Origin of the sequence: Bradyrhizobium valentinum, assembly GCF_001440405.1 — a bacterium.
In the GTDB taxonomy this organism is placed as follows: Bacteria; Pseudomonadota; Alphaproteobacteria; order Rhizobiales; family Xanthobacteraceae; genus Bradyrhizobium; species Bradyrhizobium valentinum.
Genome location: NZ_LLXX01000130.1, coordinates 44259 through 61686, shown reverse-complemented (window position 1 = coordinate 61686; position 17428 = coordinate 44259). Strand labels below are relative to the sequence as shown.

Below are 17428 nucleotides of genomic sequence, written 5' to 3'. Positions count from 1 at the left end.
GCACCGGGGCCGGCAATCGCGCTGTCGCGCAACGGCCGAATATCAACCGGGCGCGCGTCGGTGCGCGGCCGAATCCGGGCGGAGCACGTGCCCAGAGCATTCGCGCGGGCGGCGGTTTTCGCGGTGGCGGCGCGGCGCTTCGCGGCGGCGGCTTCCACGGTGGTGGAGGATTCCATGGTGGCGGAGGACGACGACGGTAATTGGGATCGTGCTGACGCGATAGAGAGCAGCGGGCTCAACGAAGGGTCAGACGATACTGAAATTTTTGAAGCCAGGAGTGTCGAATGAGTGACAAGACTTTGGCGGCCGGGAATTCGCAATCGCGCGAGTGAAAGAAACATGTCAGATCTCGCTACCAATCAGCAGCCATCGGCGGCGAAGTTGGAAAGCTCCAAGCATTCGACTGCTCGCGATGCCTTGTTCGATCTCAAGGCTCGGATCGGAAAGGCAGTGCTCGGCCAGGATCATCTGGTGGAGAGCATGCTGATCGGGCTGCTCGCGAACGGCAATCTCTTGATCGAAAGCCTGCCGGGACTTGCAAAGACCCGGGCGGTCAAGACGCTCGCAAAAAACCTCGCAGCCGATTTGTCGCGCGTGCAGTTTACGCCGGACCTGCTGCCATCGGACGTGACCGGCGCGGAAATCTACTTTCAAACCGACAAGGGCGGTCAGTTCCAGTTCCAGAAAGGTCCGATCTTCGCCAACCTTGTGCTTGCCGACGAGATCAATCGTGCGCCTGCCAAGGTCCAGTCCGCGTTGCTTGAAGCGATGGAAGAGCGGCAGGTGACGGTCGCGGGCAAGACCTACAAGATGCCAGATCTCTTCATGGTGCTGGCGACCGAAAACCCGATCGAGCAGGAGGGCACCTATCCGCTCCCCGAGGCGCAGCTTGACCGCTTCCTTATGCATGTCGTGATCACCTATCCGGACGAGGCCACGGAAGGCGATATCATCAAGCTGAACCGTGAGGAGAACGCGCAGAAGCCGAAGGGCCATGCGGCGGAGCCGCCAGCGGTGCCGCAGCAGGCCGTTTTCGATGCGCGCGGCGAGATCGACGGCGTCTTCGTCTCGGACCTGGCGCAGAAATATATTGTCGACATCATCTACGCCACGCGGTTTCCGGGTCGGTACGGCGAACCCTTGGGCAAATGGATCCAGGTCGGTGCCAGCCCGCGCGGCAGCCTTGCGCTGGATCGCTGCGCCCGCGTGCGTGCCTGGCTCGACGGCCAGGAATTCGTCACGCCCGACCATGTGCGTGCGGTGATGCACGACTGCCTGCGGCACAGGCTGATCCTCAGTTACGAAGCGGTCTCGCAAGGCATCAATGCCGACCAGGTGATCGACAAGATCACCGAACTTGTCTCAGCCGCGTGAGGGCGCCATGGCCGACGTGACAGTCAGCATGCCGGGTGTCTACGTCAGCTTCGATGATCTGCTCGCGCTTGAATACCGCGGACGCAAGGTCTCGTTTCTGCCGCGTCAGTCGGTGCGCAGCCTGTTGTCCGGCCGCTTCGCCTCTCGCATGCGGGGGCGCGGGCTCAACTTCGAGGAGATCCGCGACTATCGTTCCGGCGACGATGTCCGCTCGATCGACTGGAAGGTGACGGCGCGCCTGCAGAAGCCGCATGTGCGCGTCTTCAACGAGGAGCGCGACCGGCCGGCACTCCTGGTCGTCGATCAGCGGCTGTCGATGTTCTTCGGCAGCCGGCGCGCGATGAAATCGGTTGCAGCCGCCGAAGCGGCTGCGATCAGCGCCTGGCGCATTCTTGGCGCCGGCGATCGGGTCGGAGCCATCGTGTTCGACGACCGCGAATTCGTTGAATTCCGTCCCCGGCGCAGCCGCTCGACCGTACTGCAAATCCTGATGGCGATCGTTGCGCATAACCGGTCGCTCGGGGTCGGCCGCGGCTTGTCTGCATCACCATCGATGCTGAACAAGGCGCTGCAGCAGGCGCTGCGGCGCGCTCTGCACGATGCGGCGGTCATTATCATCAGCGACTTCGACGGCGCGGATGAAGAGACGCGCAAGATGATCGGCGCAATGGCCCGCCACAACGACATCGTGGCACTGCTGGTGCACGATCCCCTGCAGAGCGACCTGCCGGCCACAGCCAGCATGACGGTGACGGACGGCGAGCTGCAGATACATCTGGAAGTAGGGCGCGAAGGCGTCCGCCAAAACATCTCGCAGGCGCTGCAGGAGCGGCTCAAGGACGTGTTTGCCTGGACGCGGGAGCTTGGCGTCCCGGTGCTGCCGCTCAGCGCTGCCGAGGATACGGCCCAACAGCTTCGCCACCTGCTCGGTGCCCTGCCGAACCGCAGCGGACGCCGCGGCCATGCTCAGAGGGGGGCGAGCATTGGCTGACGCGCAAACCAAACAGGGCGATCCGCTCGCGGGCTTGATCGATATTCCGCTCCCGCAGGAAGTAAGTCTCTGGCCGCAGACCTGGCCGTTGCGCGTCGCAATCGCGCTGGTCGCGGTGTTGGCTCTGCTGGCAATCTGGCGGTTCGTGCATCAGTACCGCGCTAATCGATACCGGCGCGAGGCGCTCGCCGAACTGGACGGTATACGGCGTGCGGCAGACGCAGCGCCGGACCAGGTTGCGATGCGGTTGAGCGTGCTCGTGCGCCGAACGGCGCTGGGGGCCTTTGCGCGCGAGGCCGTCGCTCCGCTCGCCGGCCCGGCGTGGCTCGCGTTTCTCGACCGCAGTTATGGCGGACAGGAGTTCTCGCAAGGCGCGGGACGCTTGCTGATCTCGGCGCCGTATCAACGGACCCCGCCCGATCGCGACCAGCTCGAGGCGCTGGCCGACCTCGTCCATCGCTGGATCAAGGTGCACCATGTTTGAGTTCGCCTGGCCATGGATGCTTGCCTTGCTGCCGCTGCCGATACTGGCGTGGTGGTGGCTGCCGCCATACCGCGCGCGTCAGGCGTCGGTGCAGATCCCGTTCTTCGACCGGCTCGCGGCAGCCACAGGGCAGACTCCGCAACGGGGCGCGGTGGTGCTGGAGCGGCGGCGTGTTCAGATGATCGTGGCGATCCTGATCTGGACATTGATCATCGCGGCGCTGGCGCGTCCGCAGTGGGTCGGTGAAGCCATAACGCGCGAGGTTTCCGCGCGCGATCTCATCCTCGCGATCGATATTTCCGGCTCGATGGAGCAGAGGGATTTTCGCACCGCTGACGGTGCGACCCTCACTCGTCTCGATGGCGTCAAGCGGGTTATCAAAGATTTCATCGCGCGGCGGCGCGGCGATCGCGTCGCGCTGATCCTGTTCGGGACCAAGGCCTACGTGCAGGTGCCGTTTACGCAGGATCTGCAGACTGCGGCGCAACTACTCGAGCAGACCCAGGTCGGCATGGCCGGACAGCAGACGGCGATCGGGGACACTATCGGGCTTGCCATCAAGACGCTGGAGGGAAGCCGCGCAAAGCAGAAGCTTTTGATCCTGCTGACCGACGGCAACGACACGGCGAGCCGTGTGCCGCCCGAACACGCCGCCGACATCGCGCGCCAGAAGGATGTGGCAGTTTACACGATTGGTGTCGGCGATCCCGCGGCCTCGGGCGAGAACCGGGTCGATCTCGGCGTGCTGCAATCCGTGGCGGCAACAACAGGCGGACGCTTCTTCCGCGCCGAGGACGGCGCGCAGTTGCAGGCGATCTATGCCGACATCGACCGGCTCGCACCCGCAAAACTCGACGCGTTGTCGTGGCGCCCGAAGCTGCCGCTGTTCCAGTGGCCGCTTGGTGCTGCGGTCGTTCTAGGGTTGGCGTTGTGGCTGGGCCTGTGGCTGACCGGCGAACGGGAACGGAAAGGAGCGCTTCGTCATGCATGACGCAGCCGGCATTCCGTTCCACCTGTTGCGGCCAATGTGGCTGCTCGCGCTTATTCCGGTCGCGGCGATCTTCGCCATGCTGCTCCGGCGGCAGGACCCTCGAGCGCAATGGGCCGGCGTGATCGCGCCGCATCTCCTGCAGCACCTGATTGTGCGGCCGGGCCAAGGGCGCGGCGTTAGCCCGCTCTACCTCGTGACGGCTGGCATGGTGCTCGGCATTGTCGCCCTATCGGGACCGACCTGGCGGCGCGAACTGCCGCCTTTCGTCGAGGACAAGGCGCCGCTGATGATTGTGCTCGCCTTGAGCACGTCGATGGACCAGGCCGATGTCGCGCCTACGCGCCTCGAAAGGGCCAAGCAGAAAATCCGCGATTTGCTCGGCGTCCGCGCCGGCGCCCGAAGCGGACTGATCGCCTACGCCGGCACCGCCCACCTCGTGATGCCCCTGACCGACGACCGTTCGGTTACAGAGCCGTTCCTGGCGGCGCTTGCGACCGGCCTGATGCCTGGGGACGGAAAGAATGTCACAGCCGCCGTTGCGCTCGCGACCCAGTTTCTCGCAGCCGAGCCGGTAGCAGGTACCATCCTTGTCGTGGCCGATGACCTCGACGAAGCCGCGATCCGTCAGGCAGCCGGCCGCAACGGCGTCGCGATGTTGAGGATGGCGCCGGCACAAGCCGGGGAGGGGATGGGCCTCGGCTCCGACGTCGTGCACGTCAGTGTGGACGGCTCTGACATCCATGCGATCGAACGCCGGATCGAAAGCCGCTTCCAGTCAGCGCAAGGCGATGCGTTCGGCATGCAATGGCGCGACGAGGGCTATTGGCTGCTGTTTCCGCTCGCGCTTCTTTGCCTGCTCTGGTTCCGGCGCGGAACGACGGTGGCGTGGGCGGTCGCGCTGGTGGTCGCATTGCATGCATTGCCGGCGAAAGCACAGGAACGGCCGCACCGCTTTGCGGATTTGTGGTTGACGCCGGACCAGCAGGGACGGATTGCGTTCGATCGGGGCGATTACACCACGGCGGCTCAACGCTTTGACGATCCGATGTGGCGCGGGATTGCCGCATACCGCGCCCTCGACTTCCTGACCGCCGCGCAGGAATTTCGCAAGGTCGATACTGTGGAGGGTCGCTTCGCGCTCGGCAATGCCGAAGCGCAGAACCATGCCTGGGAAAAGTCGATCAAGGCGTATGACGAGGTGTTGAAGGCGCAACCCGGCCATCTCGCGGCAAAAGCCAATCGTGCGATCGTCGCCGCTCTTTTCGAGGCGCAGGAGGAAAAACGCCGCAAGCAGGAGCAGGACGACAGCGCGCCGCCGGACCAAAAGGCGGATGAGATGCGCGTCGACCCCAAACAGAAGGGCGGCAAGCGCATTCAGGTCAGGCCGGAAGACGTCACCACGGCCGGCGCCGCAGAAGCCTGGATGCGCGCGGTGCAGACAACGCCGGCGGATTTCCTCAAGCTGAAGTTCGCGATCCAGGCGACCGGTGCGTCGAGCGCAGGGAGCAGGCCATGAAACGCGCCTTCGCCATGGCGATCTGTGCCTTTGCAGCGGTAGCGTCGTGCAGCGCATGGGCACAGCAGACCAACGCACCCAAGCCGATCCTGCAAGTGACTCTCGATCCTCCTCGCGTCGTGGTCGGGCAGCCCACGACGCTGCGCATCGACGTGCTGGCGCCGAACTACATGACGTCGCCGCCGGAGTTGCCGGGCTTCCAGGTCCGCAACGCGGTGACGCGGCAGTTGCAAAGCGTCAATCTCTCTGAAGAACGTAATGGAGTGGCCTTTGCCGGGGTGCGCTTCGAGTTCACGATCTATCCGCAGGAGCCCGGCGCCTTCGCCATTTCAGATCAGAAGGTGAAAGTGAAGTACGCGGCAGAACCGCCCGCCGCGCGCGAAGAACTGCTTTCTCTGCCGCGCGTGTCCTTTGACGCCTTCATTCCCGATGCAGCGGCCGACTTGGACCCGTACCTCGCTGCCAGACGGTTGACGGTCGAGCAATCCGTCCAGCGTTCGTCGGACCGGCTCAAGGTGGGGGATTCCATCACCCGCACCGTGACGATCCAGGCGGCGGAAACGCCGGCGATGCTGTTGCCGCAAGTGACATTCCTGGCGGTGGAGGGATTGGCCGTCTATCCCGCGCAACCCTCGCTGCAGGACAAGACCGAGGGGCGAACCGACGCGCTGACGGCGACGCGGACGGATTCCGCGACCTACATTCTGCAGCAGCCCGGCGACTATGCGCTGCCGGCGATTGATGTGCGCTGGTGGAACGTAGGTGAAGGGCGCGTCGAGACCGCACATCTCGACGCAGTGACGATGCAGGTGGCGCCAAATCCGGCTGTGCAGGCAACCGGGACGAGCGCGCCGAAGGCGCGCCTGAACTGGACCGCCATCGTCGATCTCATTGCGGACCACTGGCTGTTCGCACTCCTTGCGACCCTCGTTGTCGCCGGACTGATCCGGGTCGCGCCTGGAGTAGCGCGAAGGATCGCAGCCTATCATCGCCGCCGACGGCAGGCGTATGAGCAGTCTGAGGCCTTTGCCTTCAGCCGATTTCGCCATGCGGTCCGTCGCGGCGATGCCAAGGCCGCTTATTTTGCCATGCTTCATTGGCTGCCGCATGTTGGCGCGGCAACACCGGACCACACGGTCGAAGCCTTCAAGGTGGCTGCAGGGGACCCCGTGCTGGACCGGGAGATCGACGCGATCGAAGCCGAGCTGTTTGCAGCACGACGCGACGCAGGCCGTTGGTCGCGGCATCAACTGCTGCACCGGGTGAGTGCCGCCCGACGAAAATTGCGACCGCGCGCAGGGCGCAGGAGCAATATGCGCTTACCCCAGCAACTGAACCCGGTCGGTCCTTCGAGCAGGTCCGTCCACGGGGGCAGAAAGCCGGCCCGATGAAAGGAGCATGCGAAGCCAGATCAAACACAGCACAAAATCCAGATCATGAGAACGAGTGACCCAGAGTAGCCAAGGAGCGTCGAATGAGTAGTCAGAAGAATTGGCACAACGACATCGTCACCGATACCAAGTGCAGTGGCAAAGCAGCCATGGACCGCCGTGCGTTATTGGTCGGCTCGTCATCCCTTGTAGCGGCAGCAACGCTGACATCGCAAGCACTCGCGCAGGCCCAGAAGGCCGCGCCCGCTGCGGCCCCAGCAGCACCAGCGGCCCCGGCGGCGCCAGCTGCCGGCCGTAGGCCGAACATACTCGTCATCTTCGGCGACGATATCGGCATTCCGCAGATCAGCGCCTACACGATGGGTATGATGGGATATCGCACGCCCAACATCGACCGCATCGCGCGCGAGGGCGCCATCTTCACGGATGCATACGGACAGCAAAGCTGCACAGCCGGCCGTGCCTCCTTCATCCTGGGACAGGAGCCTTTCCGGACCGGCCTCCTCACCATCGGCATGCCCGGAGATCCCCATGGTATCCAGGATTGGATGCCGACCATTGCCGACGTCATGAAGACCCAGGGTTATGCTACTGGCCAGTTCGGCAAGAACCATCTCGGTGACCGAGACGAACATCTTCCCACCAAGCACGGCTTCGACGAGTTCTTTGGAAACCTCTATCATCTCAACGCGGAAGAGGAGCCGGAAGGCTACTTCTATCCGAAGGATCCGAACTTCCGTAAGCAGTTTGGCCCACGCGGCGTCATCAAATCGTCAGCGGATGGAAAGATCGAAGACACGGGTCCCTTGAACACGGCGCGCATGCCGACCGTGGACGAGGAGTTCCTGGGTGCCGCCAAGGACTTCATCGGTCGCCAGGCCAGGGCAAATCGGCCGTTTTTCGTCTGGTTCAATGCGACGCGAATGCACATCTTCACGCATTTGAAGCCGTCATCTCGTGGCAAGACCGGCAAAGGCATTCACGCTGACGGCATGGCGGAGCACGATGGAATGGTCGGTGAGTTGCTCCAGCAGCTCGACAATCTTGGCATCGCCGACAACACCATCGTCCTTTACACGACTGACAACGGCGCTGAAATCGCTCTGTGGCCGGACGGAGCCATGACGCCGTTTCATGGCGAGAAGGGTACGACATGGGAGGGCGGCTTCCGCATCCCGATGATGGTGCGATGGCCGGGCGTGGTGAAGCCGGGGACGCAATACAACGAGATCATCTCGCTGATCGATTGGTTCCCGACGCTTTGCGCAGCGGCCGGGATTCCGGACATCAAGGAAAAGATGAGGGCGGGATTTGCCGGGACAGGCGGCAAGAGTTTCCGCGTTCATCTCGATGGCTATAACTTCATGCCGTTCTTCAAGGGCGAGACCCAGACGCCACCCCGCGATTCGATCTACTATTTCGATCAGGGGGGCAATCTCAATGCGATCCGCTGGAACGACTGGAAGCTCAGCTTTGCCACTGCATCGAAGGGAAACATCGCGACCGCGACCCGCGAAGTGCCGTCATGGTCGCTGATCGCCAACTTGCGCATGGACCCTTACGAGCGCGGCATGGAGGAAGGAGGAGGAGCGGTAAATTTCCTTGCCCAAAACATGTGGCTGATCGTGCCTGTGCAGGGAAAGATCAAGGAGTTCTTTTCCGATTTCGATCAATTCCCGTATCAGGAAGGCAGTTCGCTGAACGCGAGCGGCATAAATTATGGAATGCTCCGGCAGCAGGCAGCCATGAAGCGGCTTAGTGAAATCGAGCGCCTCAAGCCGAAGTAATGCGGATAGCCAAGGAGTGACGAAAAGTAGAAAGGACGATTGCCATGATGGTTCGGTTCAATGCTCTGTTGCTGGCGTTCTTTGCCGCCATCTCCGTTGTGGTGGCGCAGCCGGTGGACCATCTGGCGTCGTGGAATGACGGCGCGGCGAAAAAGGCGATTACCGATTTCGTCGCGCGCGTCACCACGCCAGGCGGCGCGGATTTCGTTCCGCCCGAGGAGCGCATCATCGGCAGGCGGCCGATCCTCGCGTTCGGGAATTCGGACGGCGATCTGCAGATGTTGGACCACGGCGGGGCCGGGCGCGCGCTTTGCGGGCATCGTGCATCACACTGATGCTGTACGCGAGTACGTCTACGACCGGCAATCGAAGATCGGCAAGCTGGATAAGGCGTTGGACGAGGCCAGGGCAAAGGGCTGGACCGTCGTCGACATGAAGCAGGACTGGAAAAAGGTGTTTGCGTTTGAGCCGGAGGGAGGAGCGAAATGAAGCGAGCTGTCGTTGCTCTTGCGTTGCTGGGTTTGGCTGGATCGGCATTCGCGCAGACACCGCAGAGTGATCGCCTCAAGCACAGCCGCGCGGTCGAAGCGGTCATCTGGGGCATGCCGGCGGTGAACTTCGACCGCATGTTGCAGGCGGCCGTTGCCAACGGTGCGAAGCCCAACCAGGTGATTTACTGGTCGCGACCCCTGAACTGGCAGAACCAGACGCTCACGCCCAATCCGGACACGATCTACCTCAACCCGTTTTACGACACGCGCTCCGGTCCGGTCGTGCTGGAGATCCCGCCTGCCGAGGGCGACGCGGTGATCGTCGGCAGCGCGGACAATGCATGGCAGAACGCGCTGGAAGATGTCGGTCCGGCGGGCGCCGACAAGGGCAAAGGCGGCAAATATCTGATCACGCCGCCCGGATATAAAGGCGGACCGCTGGACGGATATATCCATCTGCCGTCGGACACGTATCAGGGGTTCGTGATCCTGCGCTCGAACTTCAAGAGCCGCAGCGACGCCGACATCGCCGCTGCGGTCGCGTACGGCAAGCGAATCAAAATCTATCCGCTGGGCGGCAGTCCTGAGGGAACGGTCTATGTCGACGTTTACGACAAGCCGTTTGACGCGACGATCCCTTATGACTGGCGCTTTTTCGAATCGCTCCACCGCTTCGTACAGGTTGAGCCGTGGCTGGAGCGCGACAAGGTGATGATCGACCTGCTCCAGTCGATCGGCATCGAGAAAGGCAAGCCGTTCAATCCTGATGCGAAGACGAAGACGGTCTTCGAGCAAGCCGCGCGTGAGGCACGGGCTGAGATCGACTTGCGTTACGCCGGGCTGTTCGTCCCTCCGTATTTCAACGGAACGCACTGGGCGGTGCCGGCCTCGGCGAGCGTGGTTGAAGGCATGGGTACTGGATTCGCCGATCCCAACAGCTATCCCGTGACCGGCCGTGCTGTCTCGTACGCGATGGGATACTTCAGCGCCAAGCGCCTTGGGGCGGGGCAATTTTACCTCATGTCGATTCAAGACCGCGACGGGCGTCAACTCGACGGACAGCAGACCTACCGGCTGACCGTGCCGGCGAACGCCCCGGTGACGCAGTATTGGTCGGCGACAGCGTACGACCGCGAGACGCACGCGCTGATCCGTGAGACGTCGCGATCCAGCCGCGCCTCGAACAGCCCGGACGTGCGGAAGAACGCCGACGGATCGGTGGACATCCACTTCGGCCCGCGGGCACCAGCCGGGAAGGAAGCGAACTGGGTGCCGACGAACGGCCGCGATTTCGAAGTGCTGTTCCGCCTGTACGGTCCGGAGAAACCGCTGTTCGAGAAGACGTGGGTGCTGCCGGACATCGAGAAGGTCTCGCAGCAGTGATTGAAAGGAGCGAAATCATGAAAGCCATTCGCACCTCCATCTGCCGCACCTCCATCTGCGTCTGCGTGGTCGCGGCCCTAGTTGTGGCAACTTCCCCCGCACTCGCGCAAGTGCCTTCGGGGGACGCTGTACCGGTCACCGCTGACAACTTTAATCGCGCCGAGTCTCATATGTATTTCGCGTCGGCGATCAAACAGGCCGGCGGCATCGGCAAGTTCCACCATCACCGTGAGGTCATGCCGATCGACAAGCAGACCGTGATCCGCGCCAATCGCGACACAATGTATTCGGCGGCGGTCTTCGATCTCGATGCCGGGCCGGTGATGATCACGCTGCCCGATCCGTCCAACCGCTTCATGTCCATGATCGTGATTGATGAAGATCAGTACGCGTTGGCTACCGTCTACGCGCCGGGCAGTTTCACCTACTCGAAGGACAAGGTCGGCACGCGCTACGTGATGACGGGAATCCGTACTTTCGTTGATCCCGCGAATACGAAAGACATCGAACGGGCCCACGCCTTGCAGGACGCAGTCAAGGTCAGCCAGGTCAGTTCTGGCCGCTTCGAGGTCCCAAACTGGGATCAGGCAAGCCAGAAAAAGGTGCGCGAGGCGTTGATTGTTCTTGCCAGCACAATTCCCGACACCAAGCGCATGTTCGGACCCAGGGATCAGGTCGACCCGGTGCGGCATTTGATCGGAACCGCCACCGGCTGGGGTGGCAATGCCGAGAAGGACGCGACCTACCTTACCGTCGTGCCGACCGACAATGGCGGCAGGACCATCTATAGGCTTACGGTGAGGGATGTGCCGGTCGACGGCTTCTGGTCGATCAGCGTGTACAACGCGAAAGGTTACTTCGAACCGAACCAGTACAACGCATATTCGCTCAACACCGTCACCGCGAAGAGGGGCGCGGACGGTTCGGTCGCCGTTCAGTTTGGCGGATGCGACGGCATCATTCCCAACTGCCTGCCAACCACGCCTGGTTGGAATTATTGGGTGCGCCTTTATCGCCCGCGCGCTGAGATCTTGAAGGGCGAGTGGAAATTCCCGGAACCACAGGCGGTGAACTGAGGAATGATGCCATGAGCGGCCTCGCCATCTTCGCCTGGATCGTTCTGATCATCCTTGCCGCCAGCATTGTCGGCGTAGTCTGCATCATGGGCTGGCTACCGGGGCACATAGCGAAAGGCCGCGGCCATCCCTGGGCGCAGGCGGTCACGGTGGCGGGCTGGATCACGCTACTCTTCGGCTTCGCGCTGTGGCCGATTGCGCTGATCTGGGCCTATGTCGATATTCCCCGGGCGCGCGAGGAGACACGGCCATGATGATCGCACTGATGGCGGTCTATCTCATCCTGCTGTTTGCGATCGTGCGGCTCGGGATCGTGCGCTTCAATCTGTTCTGGAAGACATCGCCTTTCATCGTGCTGCTGCTGCTCAACCTCGGCCTGTTCATTCCCATGGGCTGGGGCGCGCCGCAGGGCCCAGCGCTGGTCGTGCGCAACGCGGTTTCGATCGTGCCTGACGTCGCAGGAGAGGTGGCCGAGGTTCCCGTCGTTGCCAACACGCCGCTGAAAGCGGGCGACGTGCTGTTCAGGATTGATCCCACGCCATACCAGGCACAGGTCAAAACGATCGAGGCGCAGCTAAAGCTGTCCTCTACGCGCCTTTCCCAGATGACGCAGCTGTTCGAGCGCGATGCCGGCCGTGGTTTCGACGTCGAGCAGCGGCAGTCCGAGGTGGACCAGCTCAAGGGGCAGCTTGAGGCGGCGCATTGGAACCTTGACAAGACCACCGTTCGCGCGCCGGCCGATGGTTATGTGACCAATCTCGCGCTGCGCAAGGGCGCGCGGGTCGCTAACCTGCCGCTCTCGCCGGTGATGGCATTCATCGATACGTCGGGCACCATTATCGGCGTCGAGATCAACCAGATCGATGCGCGCTATGTCGAGCCGGGGCAGGAGGTCGAGGTAACCTTCAAGTTCGCGCCGGGCCAAATCCATAAGGGCAAGGTCGAAAGCGTCCTGCAGGCGATCGCTACGGGGCAGACGCAGACGTCAGGCACGGCCGTCATGCCAAAGGCGATCGAGGCCGCTCCCTTCGTGGTGCGCATCAAGCTCGACGATGCTGAGGTCGCCCGCAACCTGCCGGCCGGCTCGGCGGGGACGGCTGCGATCTACACCGATCATATGAAGCCGACCCATGTGATCCGGCGCGTGATCCTGCGCCAGATCGCGATCGTCAACTACGTCAATCCGTTCTAACCTACTTCAGGTGACGCGGCCCGCGCGGCGTCGCCGGTTGCTCCGGGGCGGCTGGCGTAAAGCTCAAGGTCGCCATGAATGTGGAGTTCGTCGGCCGGTTCTCGGTGTAGATGTCCACGTAGCCGCGCAGGTTCAGATAACCTGTGTATCCCTGCCAGGCGGGAAAGAAGAAACCGATCTGTGGGCCGATGCCGATCGCCGTGCCCTTGTTGTCGCCGAGCCTGGCGCCGGTGCCGCTGTCGCCGGTGACCTGTTGATAGACATAGCCGACGAGGCCCGCGTGAACGGTCTTGCCGATGAACTGCGAGGCCGCGAAGTCGGCATGGAAGTCGATGCCGTTGCGGTAATCCAGAGCCGTATTTGTGCCGTTGAAGCTGAAGCCCGCGACCACCGAAAACTCCTGGCCAGTCTTCGGGTTGAGATAGGTGTAGCCGCCACCGGTATCGACCGAGACAAAACCGGGACTTAGATTGGCAAGGCGGGTGGAATCGTAGGTTCCGGTCGGGATATTGCCGAAGACGTAGGTCATGAAATTATTGACGCCGAAATTCCATTTCAGGGTGCCGATGTAATACACGTCGCCCCAGGTGACTCTGTTGTCGAAGGCCGAGCCGGAAATCGTGTTGCCGCGTGGCCCCGTCAGCGTCGCGTTGATATCGACCCCGATATTGCCGGGCACTGTCGCCGCACCGATCGTCAGCTGGCCGCCGAGCACAGGCGTTGCGAAAGTGTAGGTCGGCAGAAAGACGCCGACATCAGCCTTTGCATGCAGGCCGGCAACGATGTTGGCATTGTTCTGGAGGGCCCTGCCTCCGCCGGCTACAGCGTCAAGATGAATATACTGGAAGGTATAGCTCATCCCGGGCTGACCGGGCACCGCGGAGAGGCTACCCATGGTGCCTGGCAGCCAGAACCCGATGCCGCCGTTGTCAGCCTTTGCAGCAGCCGGCACCAGAGCGATCGTTCCGAACGTCACGGCAGCGAGAGCTGGTTGCGACCATCGGCCCATCATTCGGATTCTCCGGGGAGCGCCAAGTGATTCAGCGCATTTTAGGAGCAGGCAAGGCTGCTTGTTCGCCTCTTTTTTGATTGGCCGGCGCTGCCGTAAACTTTTTCCGGTAGTGACCTATCCGTCACGCCACCAAACCGGGCAGGGCATTCGGTGCCGCATTCTGGGACAGCGAATATGCAGTTTGTGCCAATGCGTCAGTTTGCTCTTTCGAATCAGTTTCTGCGGTCGGCATAGCGGGGCTATCCTGTCGTCGCAGGTTACAGGATTTTCCGCTGACATCGTCTCGAGGATGGAGCCGGAGATCGAGAGATGACCAACCACGGTCCGGTAGAGCCGCGCAAGCTTCGTATCGGGTTTCGCACTTCCATCGTCACGCTGTTCGTGGCCGTGGTGCTGTTTGTCGGATTGACGCTGGTCTATCTCAGTTTTAGCCGCGTCTCGCTGATCACGCAGACGGCGGCCAGTACCTTCATCGCCAAGGTGGCGCAACTCGGTGCCGGCCGCATCGATTCGAAATTCAGCACCGTGCGCGACAGTCTCGATATCCTTGCAGGCTTGCCGTCAATTCAATCGGCGGAAATCGAGGACAATTCGCGGCTCTACGGCCTGATGGCCTCGATGCTGCGCAACAATCCGCAGATATTCAATCTCTATGTCGGCTACGAGGATGGCTCATTCCTGGAAATGGACGTGATCGACCGCGCCAGGCCGGCCTTCCGCGCCAGCCTCGGCGTGGATGAAGACGCCGCCTTTCGCGTAGTCATCATCTCCCGCACCGGCAACGCGCCGTCGTCGCCCGTCACATTGTTCCTGTCGGAGAACCTGATCCAGGTCGCGGAGATCAAGGGACCGACTGGCTATGACCCGCGCCAGCGCCCCTGGTATGTCGAAGCGTTCAAGGATGAGAAGACGCTGCTGACCGGGCCGTATGTGTTCTTTGCCACCGGCCAGCCCGGCTACACCCTGCGCACGGTGCTGAAGGAGGGACGCCGCGGCGTAGTGGCGGCCGATCTCCTGCTCAATCGTCTGGAGGAAATGCTGTCCGATCAAAAACTCGGCAATTCCGGCCTCGCTTTCCTGTTCAACGATTCTGGGCGGATTGTCGGCCATCCCGAGATGAGCCGGTTGATGGAGGAAATTCCCGAACGCGGCGACGAACTGCCCCGTATGAGCGCCATCAAGCCGCCTGGTGTTTTGCAAGCGGTAGGGGCGTGGCGAAAAGGCGGCGCTTCGCAGCAGTTCTTTGCGGACGAGGCCGGACGCGCCTATGTGGCCGCTTTCCACGGCATCGAGACGGCGGGCAATGCCAATATCAAGCTCGCGGTGATCGCGCCGCTCGACGAGTTCTTCGCAAAGATCATCTCGGAGCGTACCGGCCTGTTTGCGCTGGCGCTGGGCTTTGTGCTCGGCATGCTGCCGCTCGCCATCTGGCTCGGCTCCATGCTGGCGCGGTCGCTGCGCAATCTCGCACAACAGACCGACGAGCTTCAGCACTTTCAGCTGGCGGATCGTCCGCGCCTGCACTCGGCCATCGACGAGATCGACGAACTCGGCCGCTCGGTGTTCGCGATGCGGACGGTGATCCGCAATTTTTCGAGCTTCGTGCCGCGGCCGATCGTGCGCCAGCTCATCGAGTCCGGCGCGTCGATCGAGCTCGGAGGAACGCGGCGGGAGATCACCGTGCTCTTCACCGATGTCGCCGATTTCACTGCCAAGACGGAAAAGGCGGACCCATCGGAGGTCATGATCTTCACGTCGCGCTATTTTGCGGCACTCTCCGAGACCATCATGAAACATCACGGCACGATCGACAAATTCATCGGCGATGCCGTGATGGCGTTCTGGAACGCGCCTGATGACGATCCCGATCACGTCGTCCATGCTTGCGAGGCCGTGCTTGCCTGCGTGAAGCGCAACAACGAATTGAATGATGAGTTCCGCAAGACCGGATGGCCTGCCTATGGCACCCGCTTCGGCCTGCATGTGGGTGACGCCGTGGTCGGCAATGTCGGCTCCTCCGACCGCATGAACTACACGGCGCTCGGCGCCAACATCAACCTCGCGGCGCGTCTGGAGGGGCTGAACAAGAATTACGGGACGCGGGTTCTGGTCAGCGCCGCCGTGAAGGAACGCGTCGAAGGACGCTTTGCCTTCCGCAGCGTCGACGAGATCAAGCCGAAGGGCTTTGCGGAGGCCGTACGGATTTTTGAACTGCGTGGCGAAACCGATGGCTCTGCGGAGGATGCCTTCTGTCAGCGCTGGGAAATCGTCTATGCCGCGATCTGGCAGGATCGGCCGGCTGCGGCGCTGGTCTGGATCACCGATTTCCTTGCACAGTATCCCGGTGACGGCATTGCGCAATACCACGCCGAACGGCTGCGGACGGAGTTGCAGGGGACCCACCTTGTTTCGGCCGGAGCGATGCGATGACTCGCGTGCTCCGCCCCTTGGACAGGCGTCAGATGCTGGCCGCCGGGCTGGCGGCTGGCGTCGCCTTTGCTGCTCCCGCGATCGCGCAGTCCAGGATGCGGGTTCGGCTGGGGTACCTCCATGTCGTCGCCGTCGACGGCCAGATTTTGACCGGCCTTGACCGCGGCGCGTTCGACAAGCAGGGCATCGACTTCGAGTTAGTCGAGCGTAACACCGGCCCCGAAGTATTCGAAGCCATGGCACGCGGGGAGGTGGACGTGCTGTCCGCCGGCGGAGTGATCTCGAACTATCTGGCACTCGGCGCTGGCCGCGCCTTTCTGATCAACGATATCGAGGTCGCGACCGCGCAGCTCTGGGTGCGGCCGGACCTCGGGGTGAGAACGTTTGCCGACCTTCGAGGCAAGCGTGTAGCAACGACCACGCAGACTACGGCCCACATCTTCCTCGACCGTGCCCTGCGCGCCAATGGCCTTGGCCTGACCGATGTTGAGGTGATCAACAGCAGTATGCCGCAGGCCGTCGGCGCATTCATTGCCGGGGAGGTGCCTGCCGTCGCCTTGTGGGTGCCCTTTAATCTCAGCGTACGCGACAAGCTGCCTAGTGCCATCAAGCTGGTGGATGCCTCCGCCTTCTATCCGCAGTCGGCGGTGATCGGCGGCTGGGTGGCGCGGCATGAATACTATGCCGCCAATAAGGACGTACTACAGCGGATTATCCGAGGCTGGGCGGAAGCCAACGACTACATAGTGCGTAATCCGAAGGCCGCGGCCGAGGCGCTGCAACAGCGGCACTACCAGCAGGCATCGATCGCCGACATCACCGAAGCGCTCAAGGCGCAGAAGATGTTCTCGTCGCGGGAATGGAAGCGGCTCTATTCCGATGGGACAGTCATCAAATGGCTCCAGCAGGTCAGCGATTTCTTCATGGCTGATGCAGGCGTGACGACGGCGACGCCGGCCAAGGATTACTTCGATCCTAGTTTGTACTTAGCAACAGTGAATTAGCAAGCAATCTGGTGCGGTATCCCAAAGGCGATGAAAACTGACGAGGGTCAAATCTGCATTCGGACCCCCCTCGGTTTTTTCGCGCTCAAAAATGGGCGAAAAAGACGGTTCGAAATTCGTCAATCGTATCAGGGGGATCTCAGATCGAGTCGTTCTCAAAACGAAATCGAGTCGTTCTTAAAGCGGAAATCGAGTCGTTCTCAAAGTGTCCGCACACACGAGCGAAGGCTGGTGGGCCCGGCAGGACTCGAACCTGCAACCAGACCGTTATGAGCGGAAAGTTCTAACCATTGAAGCCGTGCCCGC

Annotated in this window: 15 protein-coding genes and 1 pseudogene; 15 read left to right on the top strand and 1 reads right to left on the bottom strand. The window is 62.3% G+C overall.

All coding sequences use genetic code 11. The features are described from left to right. From CP49_RS46225 to CP49_RS22610, 13 genes and pseudogenes are all read left to right on the top strand, one after another. On the top strand, positions 1 to 288 hold a 288-nt coding region (locus CP49_RS46225), incomplete at its 5' end, for a hypothetical protein (protein WP_210183104.1). A 51-nt stretch (positions 289 to 339) separates the two neighbouring features. Beyond that, positions 340 to 1374, top strand: a complete 1035-nt coding sequence (locus CP49_RS22665; protein WP_082646172.1) for an AAA family ATPase — start codon at positions 340 to 342, stop codon at positions 1372 to 1374. Between the two features lie 7 nt (positions 1375 to 1381). Beyond that, positions 1382 to 2365, top strand: a complete 984-nt coding sequence (locus CP49_RS22660; RefSeq protein WP_057852405.1) for a DUF58 domain-containing protein — start codon at positions 1382 to 1384, stop codon at positions 2363 to 2365. Then, the gene (locus CP49_RS22655; protein ID WP_197423187.1) at positions 2358 to 2849 is read left to right on the top strand and encodes a DUF4381 domain-containing protein; all 492 of its coding nucleotides are present in this window, start codon (positions 2358 to 2360) and stop codon (positions 2847 to 2849) included. The genes CP49_RS22660 and CP49_RS22655 overlap by 8 nt, the downstream gene beginning before the upstream one ends. Then, complete coding sequence (locus CP49_RS22650; protein ID WP_057852403.1) at positions 2842 to 3840, top strand: VWA domain-containing protein; 999 nt, start codon at positions 2842 to 2844, stop codon at positions 3838 to 3840. The genes CP49_RS22655 and CP49_RS22650 overlap by 8 nt, the downstream gene beginning before the upstream one ends. Then, positions 3833 to 5356: a VWA domain-containing protein gene (locus tag CP49_RS22645; RefSeq protein WP_057852402.1), complete on the top strand. Its 1524-nt coding sequence runs from the start codon at positions 3833 to 3835 to the stop codon at positions 5354 to 5356. The genes CP49_RS22650 and CP49_RS22645 overlap by 8 nt, the downstream gene beginning before the upstream one ends. Beyond that, the gene (locus CP49_RS22640) at positions 5353 to 6747 is read left to right on the top strand and encodes a BatD family protein (RefSeq protein ID WP_057852401.1); all 1395 of its coding nucleotides are present in this window, start codon (positions 5353 to 5355) and stop codon (positions 6745 to 6747) included. The genes CP49_RS22645 and CP49_RS22640 overlap by 4 nt, the downstream gene beginning before the upstream one ends. A 149-nt stretch (positions 6748 to 6896) precedes the next feature. Continuing rightward, positions 6897 to 8534, top strand: a complete 1638-nt coding sequence (locus CP49_RS22635; protein WP_245310818.1) for an arylsulfatase — start codon at positions 6897 to 6899, stop codon at positions 8532 to 8534. A 221-nt stretch (positions 8535 to 8755) separates the two neighbouring features. Beyond that, positions 8756 to 9023: pseudogene (locus tag CP49_RS47655) on the top strand (haloacid dehalogenase-like hydrolase); the annotation flags it as partial. 113 nt (positions 9024 to 9136) lie between these two features. Beyond that, the gene (locus tag CP49_RS22625) at positions 9137 to 10408 is read left to right on the top strand and encodes a DUF1254 domain-containing protein (RefSeq protein ID WP_338060371.1); all 1272 of its coding nucleotides are present in this window, start codon (positions 9137 to 9139) and stop codon (positions 10406 to 10408) included. A gap of 17 nt (positions 10409 to 10425) precedes the next feature. After that, positions 10426 to 11484 (top strand): DUF1254 domain-containing protein, encoded by a 1059-nt coding sequence (locus CP49_RS22620; protein WP_082646171.1) that lies wholly within the window; start codon positions 10426 to 10428, stop codon positions 11482 to 11484. Positions 11485 to 11495: 11 nt separating this feature from the next. Continuing rightward, a complete protein-coding gene (locus CP49_RS22615) occupies positions 11496 to 11738 on the top strand; it encodes a DUF3302 domain-containing protein (protein WP_057852397.1) in 243 nt (80 codons plus the stop codon). Beyond that, positions 11735 to 12676 (top strand): HlyD family secretion protein, encoded by a 942-nt coding sequence (locus CP49_RS22610; RefSeq protein ID WP_057852396.1) that lies wholly within the window; start codon positions 11735 to 11737, stop codon positions 12674 to 12676. Before CP49_RS22615 ends, CP49_RS22610 begins: the two co-directional genes overlap by 4 nt. A gap of 1 nt (position 12677) precedes the next feature. On the opposite strand, the gene CP49_RS22605 is transcribed toward CP49_RS22610, so the two are convergent. Continuing rightward, positions 12678 to 13688, bottom strand: a complete 1011-nt coding sequence (locus tag CP49_RS22605) for a SphA family protein (RefSeq protein ID WP_057852395.1) — start codon at positions 13686 to 13688, stop codon at positions 12678 to 12680. 309 nt (positions 13689 to 13997) lie between these two features. Between CP49_RS22605 and CP49_RS22600 the strand changes: the two genes are divergently transcribed. Together CP49_RS22600 and CP49_RS22595 are read left to right on the top strand one after the other, a co-directional pair. Next, positions 13998 to 16118 carry an adenylate/guanylate cyclase domain-containing protein gene (locus CP49_RS22600; protein WP_057852394.1) on the top strand — a complete coding sequence of 707 codons (2121 nt, stop codon included), beginning with the start codon at positions 13998 to 14000 and terminating at the stop codon, positions 16116 to 16118. A gap of 32 nt (positions 16119 to 16150) precedes the next feature. Continuing rightward, a complete protein-coding gene (locus tag CP49_RS22595; RefSeq protein WP_245310817.1) occupies positions 16151 to 17122 on the top strand; it encodes an ABC transporter substrate-binding protein in 972 nt (323 codons plus the stop codon). The last annotated feature ends 306 nt before the right edge of the window (positions 17123 to 17428 follow it).